Here is a 7,419-nt window from a genome sequence, read left to right as displayed (position 1 = left end):
TTTAATTAAGGAGTTACAGATGTTTACTAGCCAAGAAGGTAAAAAAATCCCACAAGTAACTTTCCATACCCGTCAGGGGGACCAGTGGGTTGATGTAACCACCGACGATTTGTTCAGCAATAAAACAGTGATTGTATTTTCACTACCGGGTGCATTTACCCCGACTTGTTCTTCCAGCCATCTGCCACGCTATAACGAACTGGCAGGTGTGTTTAAACAGCACGGTGTTGATAGCATTCTGTGCGTATCAGTCAACGATACCTTCGTGATGAATGCCTGGAAAGCTGATCAGCATGCTGAAAATATTACTTTCGTTCCAGATGGTAACGGCGAATTCACCAAGGGCATGAATATGCTGGTTGAGAAAGCTGATCTGGGCTTCGGTCCACGTTCATGGCGTTACTCCATGCTGGTGCGTAACGGTGTGGTTGAGAAAATGTTTGTGGAGCCAAATAAGCCGGGTGACCCGTTTGAAGTGTCCGATGCCGATACCATGCTGAAATATCTGGCACCCGACTTTAAAGTACAGGAGTCGGTATCTGTCTTTACCAAACCGGGCTGCCCATTCTGTGCTAAAGCGAAACAAATGCTGCAAGAACGCGGGATTCAGTATGAAGAGATCGTGCTGGGTAAAGATGCGACAACCGTCAGCTTACGTGCTGTCACTGGTCGTGGAACTGTGCCACAAGTATTTATTGGTGGCCGTCATATTGGTGGCAGTGATGATTTGGAAAATTACTTATCTGCTTAATAATATTAATAGAATGAAGATAATGTGAATACCCAAAGTCATTGGAGTTACAGGTAGGCGGCAAGTGAACTCATCCCGATGAGCTTACTTATTTTTAAGGTCAAGACCAGTAAGTGATTCGGGTGACAAATGTAGCCAGCAACCCTGTAGCTTCAAATACAACGGGTATACTTGGTAGGCTTCGGCCTACCCTTTTTATGTTAGGAGCAGACATGAAAACCTTAAACGTTGATGTCGCCGTAATTGGCGGCGGCACTGCCGGACTTGGCGCTTATCGCGCTGCCAAACTGTCAACCCCAAGTGTGGTGATGATTGAAGGTGGCGAATACGGTACCACCTGTGCACGCGTTGGTTGCATGCCATCCAAACTGCTGATTGCAGCGGCCGAAGCCGTACATCATATTGAAAAAGCGCCTAAATTTGGTATTCACCCGCAAGGCGATATTCTGATTAATGGCCGTGAAGTGATGAGTCGTGTTAAACGTGAGCGCGACCGGTTTGTTGGTTTTGTGCTGGAGGGTGTAGATAACATTCCAGCCGCGGACAAAATTCAAGGCTATGCCCGTTTCATTGATGATAATACGCTACAAGTTGATGATCATACGCGTATTGTTGCACAGCGTATCGTGATTGCGACTGGCTCCCGCCCAACCTGGCCCACAGCCTGGGATGAGCTGGGTGACCGACTGATAGTTAATGATGATGTGTTTAGCTGGGATGACCTACCCGAATCTGTTGCGGTATTCGGACCTGGTGTTATTGGTCTGGAACTCGGTCAGGCACTGCACCGGCTGGGCGTTCAAGTAAAAATGTTCGGTGTCGGTGGTGGTGTTGGCCCACTGACTGACAGCATTGTACGTAATTACGCCGCGAAAACCTTGGGTGAAGAGTTCTATCTTGACCCAGACGTGAAAGTGGAAGTCATGCAGCGTGAGGGGGATAAAGTCTTTATCCGCTATCTGGATAAAACCGGTAAACCGCAAGAGATCATGGTTGATTACGTGTTAGCTGCCACTGGTCGTCGCCCTAATGTGGATAAACTGGGTCTAGAAAATACGTCCCTCATTTTGGACGAACGAGGAGTTCCGCAAGCTGATCGACTTACCCTGCAAACCAGCGTGCCACATATCTTTATCGCCGGTGATGCCAGTAACCAATTACCATTACTGCATGAGGCTAGCGATCAAGCCCGTATCGCCGGAGTGAATGCAGGTGGATTCCCTGAAGTGGTTCCCGGCTTACGTCGCAGCCCTATCTCGGTTGTTTTCTCTGACCCACAAATTGCGATGGTAGGCTCAACCTTCCGTGAATTATCACAAAAATTCAGTGCATGTGGTTGTTTTGAAATCGGTGAAGTCTCTTTTGAAAATCAGGGGCGCTCGCGTGTCATGCTGAAAAACAAAGGTATTTTGCGCGTTTATGGCGAACAGGGAACCGGCCGTTTCCTCGGCGCCGAGATGATGGGGCCGAGTGCCGAACATATCGCACATCTATTAGCTTGGGCACATCAACAACAGATGACCATCAATCAAATGCTGGATATGCCATTTTATCACCCAGTCATTGAAGAAGGCTTGCGTACTGCGCTGCGTGATTTACAGTCCAAGTTAAGGTTGGGTACCGATTAGGCAGAACGCTGCCTGCGCTGCCCAGGTGACTAATTTAACTCGCTGAAGGTTTTTGTTTTCCCACACCGGGCTTTATGCCCGGTTTTTTTATCCCTTATTTTGCGCACTGCTTCCATGAATTGAATCATCCCACTTGGCATCTGAAGCCGTAATGCCCACTGTTTGTTCAATTCTAGTCGTTTTAAAACGGCACTAGTGGGTCTATCACTATTGATTTGATACCACTAATGATACTAAAATGGAGGTGCTATGAAAGACATGGACAGTCGGGTTGCTCAGATTAAAGCTAACCCCGCTGGGGTTAAATTCCGCGAACTCGTCAAAATCTGTAATTTTTACTTTGGCTTTCCCAGGCATTACTCCAGTAGCCATCATGTCTATGGTACTCCCTGGCAAGGAGACCCTCGGATCAACATTCAAAAGGACAGCAGCGGAATGGCCAAATTTTATCAGGTAAAACAGGTGATCGCTGCATTGGCTAAACTCGAGGAAATGGATAATGGTTAACATCGAACACTATACGTATCGGATTACTTGGTCGGCAGAAGATAATGAGTTTGTTGGTTTGTGTGCGGAATTCCCTGGCTTGTCATGGCTTGCAAAAGAGCGCTTCGAAGCCTTGGCAGGTATCACTGCGTTGGTTGCCGATATTCTGCGCGACATGCAGACTAATGGTGAAATACCACCACAACCCTTGGCAGAAAAGCATTATAGCGGGAAACTGGTTCTTCGCTTACCACCGGAACAGCACCGGCGTCTGGCAATTAATGCCTCGGAGGAAGGGATTAGTCTAAACCGCTATCTGTGCGCTCGGTTGGCTGTCTGAATAAGACTAAACAGGGAGAAGTTTATCCCCTGTTTAGCCAAACTACTCGCCTTATAGATTGTCGTGCTCGTTACCGCTATTACTCGCGTGTATTTTTTAAATCAAAACCAATGGGCAGAGCTAATGTTATTTGCCCATGCAATAACAACTCGCCAGGTGGTTTAGGTAATGGCTGAGCACGTTTAATAAGTGCTAATGCTTCATGATCTAAAATAGCTGCCCCACTGCTTTTTATAAGCTGTGCAGATAGAACATGCCCATCTTTATTCAACACAAAACGGATAATGGCGATGCCTTGTTGTCGCTGTTTTCTGGCACTGGGGGGATAACGTTTAAACCCCATCAGATGTCCTTGTAAGCGACTTCGCCAACTCATTTTAATCTGTTGTTTATACAAGGAATCACTATTCGCTGCGGCAGCAGTTTGATGACTCTCGCCAGATAACGTGGTGCTGGTTGTTGCTGCTGGCGGAGATGATTTATTATTGTTCTCTGGTGTTTCTTCAATGACGGGTTTGCGCGATTTTATTACTGGTTGTTGTGACCGTTTTATTTTAGCTGGCTCTTTTTTAGCGATTTCCAACTCTTTCTCAACTAGCAGTACAGCATTGGGTTGTTCAGGCACTGTCAGCAAATTATTCACTTCTTCTGGTTGAGCCTCCCGTTGCTCAACCTGCGGTTCGTTAAAGATCTGCTGCATACCCACCACCGGGTTTTGCTCTAAATTTTGGCTAAACTGCGTTTCTGTCGACCAAGTGAGCATCACTGCTACTGGGGAGTCATCGGGATGTTTAACAAGTACAGATTCGGTACTCAGCAACCAGAGCAGGTACATATGGGTGCTGCTGGCAAACATGGCACTCCCCCACCAAAGAAGAGTGCGGGTATTATTTTTTCTTATCATCATGAATTAAATCGCCATATTCCTTTATCTTCCATGAGTTACCAACAGTGATTCGCCAAAAGCGTTATTCTTCAGCAAATGCTACATGCAGGCGATCCGCTAACGGTTTAAACAGATAATTGAGTAATGATCTTTCCCCGGTTCGGATAAAGACATCAACAGACATACCTGGCCGGATGGCCAACTCGGTTTGAGACATATCAATAGCGACGGTTAAAGGGTAATAAGGCTGTGAGGTTTGCGGATGCTGTATACGGTCGGCCCCAACATGTAATACAGAACCGTATAATTTAGGGGTATTACTCTGATTAAAAGCAGAAAAATTGAGATCAACGGGTAAGCCTGCTCTGGCTTTATCAATTAACTCTACTGGTAACTGGGCTTCAACTAATAATGGTTGCCCACTGGGGACCAGTTCCATTAATGTTTGCCCGCTACTCACCACGCCTCCCACCGTATGCTGAGCCAGGGCAATAACCGCACCACTGACTGGGGCATATATCCGGGTATTATCCAACTCATATTCTGCTATGCTCAAACGCTGCTTCAAGTCTTGGGTATTTTGCTGCGCTTTCGCTAATTGCTCACGATTCTCACTTTGATACTGTTCACGCCGTTGTGAAATATGCTGTTCGGTTTCATCAATTAGTTTATGAGCCTCTTCAATATCACTGGTATCCTGCTCTACCCGTGCATGGAGTGATATCGCCTGACGCTCCATATCCAGTAACTGATTGTTGGCAACATGACCATTTTTCGCCAACAGTTGAACACCTTGTAATTGCCGCTGGAATAAGTCCGATTGGCGCTGATTATTACGCCGCATCACCTGCAAACCATTCAACCGGTCTTGATGACGCGTAATTTGTGCGGATAAGCGAGCAATCTCACTCAATTGAGCCTGGCGACGATGATGAAAAAGTTGTTGCTGCAAGACAATATTACGTTCAACCAGCGGTTGGGTTGGATGCAGGAGTAATGTTTCGGGAAAAATAATTTCACTCACACCATCCTGCTCAGCGGTTAAGCGAGCCTCCTGCGCCAAAGCACTTAAGTACTGATTTTTCAGGCTATCCCGCTGACTACGAATCACTGAATCATCCATGGTGATGAGTAATTGCCCTATGGTTACCTCTTCCCCTTCAGCAATATGTAACTGTTGGATACGCCCCCCTTGCAGGGGCTGGATAACTTTGCGATTTTCAGCAACCACAACCTGGCCAATAACCGCAATCCCTTTATCCAGTGGTGCCAGCGCAGCCCAAAGTAAAAAACCAATAAAACCACCGACAACCAGTAACCCACCAAGATTTAGATAGTAGCCACTATTTATCTGTGGCCGTAATCGGTTTTGCTGCTGATGGTTTTCATCAGTAACTGGAAAACGGCTTGATTCAGGTAGCATTGTTTTATCTCCCTCCGTGGTGTTTATTTTTGTGATGCGGTGCGAATGGGAGCTACGTCATATGACACCCCACTACCCCAGCCATTACGCGTGTTAAATGCTTTGGTCTCAGGTTCAACTGCTGCTTTATCTTTTATTTTCAATATGCTCTGAGTACGATCAAACAGCTCTATTTGCCCACTTTTTAAAAACAATAAGTAATCACTACCCGATAACAGTTCTGGTTTATGGGTGACCATCACAATCGTGCTGCCCTGCTGTTTTAGCTGGCAAATGCCAGCTAATAAGGCTTTTTCACCTTCTTTGTCCAAACTGGCATTTGGCTCATCTAATACGATAAGCCTTGGTATCCCATACACAGCCCGCGCCAAGGCAATTCGCTGCCGCTGGCCGCCGGATAACCCTTCGCCTTCGTCTCCTAGCTGAGAGTCATAGCCTTGCGGCAGATGCAGAATCAAGTCATGCACATCGGCTAATTGTGCGGCAGCAATAACTTTTGCATTATCAATCGGGCCAAAACGCGCAATGTTTTCAGCAATTGAACCGCGAAATAGCTGAATATCTTGGGGTAGATAACCAATAAAGGCCCCTAAATGGCTTTTATCCCACTGAGAAATGTCTGCACTGTCTAGACGAACCGAGCCACTGAATGCAGATTGGCTTGCGACCAACAACTTCGCCAGAGTGGATTTACCACTGCCTGACGGCCCCAAAATGCCAAGCACATCGCCGGGTTGCAGTTCAAAGTTGATAGATTGCAATACCGGAATATGTGTTCCCGGTTTGCAAACTGTAAGTTGTGTGACGCTTAATTTGCCCTGTGGAGGCGGCAAAATCATACCGGTAGCGGGTTGAGGTTGTTGCGCCAACAGATAAGAGAGACGTTGGTAGGCCAGTCGCGTGTGACTCCACTGTTTCCAAACCGCAATCAGTTGATCAATTGGCCCTAACACCCGACCGACCAAGATAGAGCCAGCAATCATCACACCTGCGGTAATAGCACCATCGATTACCAACAACGCGCCTAGCCCCAACATCATAGATTGCAACGCCTGACGGCTAGATTTGGATAAAGCCGTCACGCGGCTGCTTTTATCGCTGGCAACATTTTGCTGATAGAGAAATTGAGAGTGTTGCCTCAGCCAGCGTTCACGTAAGGCTTTTAACATCCCCATTGCTTGGATGGCATCTGCATTGCGCAAATTCGCATTAGCATGCTGTGTTGCTTGTGCCGTGATTATTGAGGCTTCTTTTAGCGGCTTTTTACATATCCAATGATTGAGCCAAGCCAAAAATATCAATATACAAGCGCCGGCGGCTGCCAGCGCCCCCAGCCAAGGGTGGAGGAGAAAAATCACCAGCAAATACAACGGGAACCACGGCGCATCAAAAAAGGCAAACAAAGCACTGCCCGTCGCGAACTGGCGCAGAGAAGTTAAATCATTCAATGCCTGAGCCGCAGGTGTTTTATCGCCCATAAGTTGGGAAGCAAAAGCAGCATTAAAGACTCGTTGATTAAGCTGCATATCAATACGTGTGCCCAGCCGAATAACTACCGCACTGCGAATCCATTCTAATAGTCCAATAAAGGCAAATATGCTCAATACTAGAATCGTCAGCATTAATAGCGTCATGGTATTCGCTGAAGCAAGAACACGATCATAAACTTGTAGCATGTAGATTGCGGGTGCCAACATCAGCAGATTGATTACAGCAGTAAATAGTCCTATACCCCAGAGACTTTTTTTATGATGGGCCAGAGCTGAGAGGATCGTTGGCGATGCCGACGAAGAGCTAGCGTTTTTGCTTGATTCCATGGCATCCATTTCCATACAGAATGTATATTCTTCGTAATAATTCCTGCGACTGATATTAAATTAAAGTAATATATATTTATCAGAACAG

At 46.5% G+C, this 7,419-nt stretch carries 7 protein-coding genes; 4 read left to right on the top strand and 3 right to left on the bottom strand.

The features are described 5' to 3' along the window. Positions 1-19: 19 nt before the first annotated feature. From V1952_RS18415 to V1952_RS18400, 4 genes are all read left to right on the top strand, one after another. Positions 20-751, top strand: a complete 732-nt coding sequence (locus tag V1952_RS18415; RefSeq protein ID WP_372560104.1) for a glutathione peroxidase — start codon at positions 20-22, stop codon at positions 749-751. Between the two features lie 212 nt (positions 752-963). After that, the gene (locus V1952_RS18410; protein ID WP_420075281.1) at positions 964-2,379 is read left to right on the top strand and encodes a dihydrolipoyl dehydrogenase; all 1,416 of its coding nucleotides are present in this window, start codon (positions 964-966) and stop codon (positions 2,377-2,379) included. Between the two features lie 249 nt (positions 2,380-2,628). Further along, on the top strand, positions 2,629-2,886 hold the full coding sequence (locus tag V1952_RS18405; RefSeq protein ID WP_083161812.1) for a toxin HicA: 258 nt from the start codon (positions 2,629-2,631) through the stop codon (positions 2,884-2,886). Beyond that, positions 2,879-3,205, top strand: a complete 327-nt coding sequence (locus tag V1952_RS18400) for a type II toxin-antitoxin system HicB family antitoxin (protein ID WP_372560106.1) — start codon at positions 2,879-2,881, stop codon at positions 3,203-3,205. Before V1952_RS18405 ends, V1952_RS18400 begins: the two co-directional genes overlap by 8 nt. Before the next feature lie 79 nt (positions 3,206-3,284). On the opposite strand, the gene V1952_RS18395 is transcribed toward V1952_RS18400, so the two are convergent. The 3 genes from V1952_RS18395 to V1952_RS18385 all read right to left on the bottom strand — a co-directional run bounded on the left by V1952_RS18395 (position 3,285) and on the right by V1952_RS18385 (position 7,331). Next, on the bottom strand, positions 3,285-4,112 hold the full coding sequence (locus tag V1952_RS18395; protein WP_420075280.1) for an energy transducer TonB: 828 nt from the start codon (positions 4,110-4,112) through the stop codon (positions 3,285-3,287). Positions 4,113-4,173: 61 nt separating this feature from the next. Beyond that, positions 4,174-5,514, bottom strand: a complete 1,341-nt coding sequence (locus V1952_RS18390) for an HlyD family type I secretion periplasmic adaptor subunit (RefSeq protein ID WP_420071779.1) — start codon at positions 5,512-5,514, stop codon at positions 4,174-4,176. Between the two features lie 23 nt (positions 5,515-5,537). Continuing rightward, positions 5,538-7,331 carry a type I secretion system permease/ATPase gene (locus V1952_RS18385; protein WP_372560109.1) on the bottom strand — a complete coding sequence of 598 codons (1,794 nt, stop codon included), beginning with the start codon at positions 7,329-7,331 and terminating at the stop codon, positions 5,538-5,540. Positions 7,332-7,419 lie beyond the last annotated feature (88 nt).

The sequence above is a fragment of the Yersinia sp. 2542 StPb PI genome, assembly GCF_048593855.1.
Lineage (GTDB): Bacteria > Pseudomonadota > Gammaproteobacteria > Enterobacterales > Enterobacteriaceae > Yersinia > Yersinia enterocolitica_E.
This window is presented reverse-complemented; position numbering and strand designations above follow the sequence as displayed.

Excerpts from the sequence above, each read along its gene's own strand:
- V1952_RS18385 (WP_372560109.1), bottom strand. The coding sequence starts at position 7,331 with ATGGAATCAAGCAAAAACGCTAGCTCTTCGTCGGCATCGCCAACGATC.
- V1952_RS18415 (WP_372560104.1), top strand. The coding sequence starts at position 20 with ATGTTTACTAGCCAAGAAGGTAAAAAAATCCCACAAGTAACTTTCCAT.
- V1952_RS18400 (WP_372560106.1), top strand. The coding sequence starts at position 2,879 with ATGGTTAACATCGAACACTATACGTATCGGATTACTTGGTCGGCAGAA.
- V1952_RS18395 (WP_420075280.1), bottom strand. The coding sequence starts at position 4,112 with ATGATGATAAGAAAAAATAATACCCGCACTCTTCTTTGGTGGGGGAGT.
- V1952_RS18410 (WP_420075281.1), top strand. The coding sequence starts at position 964 with ATGAAAACCTTAAACGTTGATGTCGCCGTAATTGGCGGCGGCACTGCC.
- V1952_RS18405 (WP_083161812.1), top strand. The coding sequence starts at position 2,629 with ATGAAAGACATGGACAGTCGGGTTGCTCAGATTAAAGCTAACCCCGCT.
- V1952_RS18390 (WP_420071779.1), bottom strand. The coding sequence starts at position 5,514 with ATGCTACCTGAATCAAGCCGTTTTCCAGTTACTGATGAAAACCATCAG.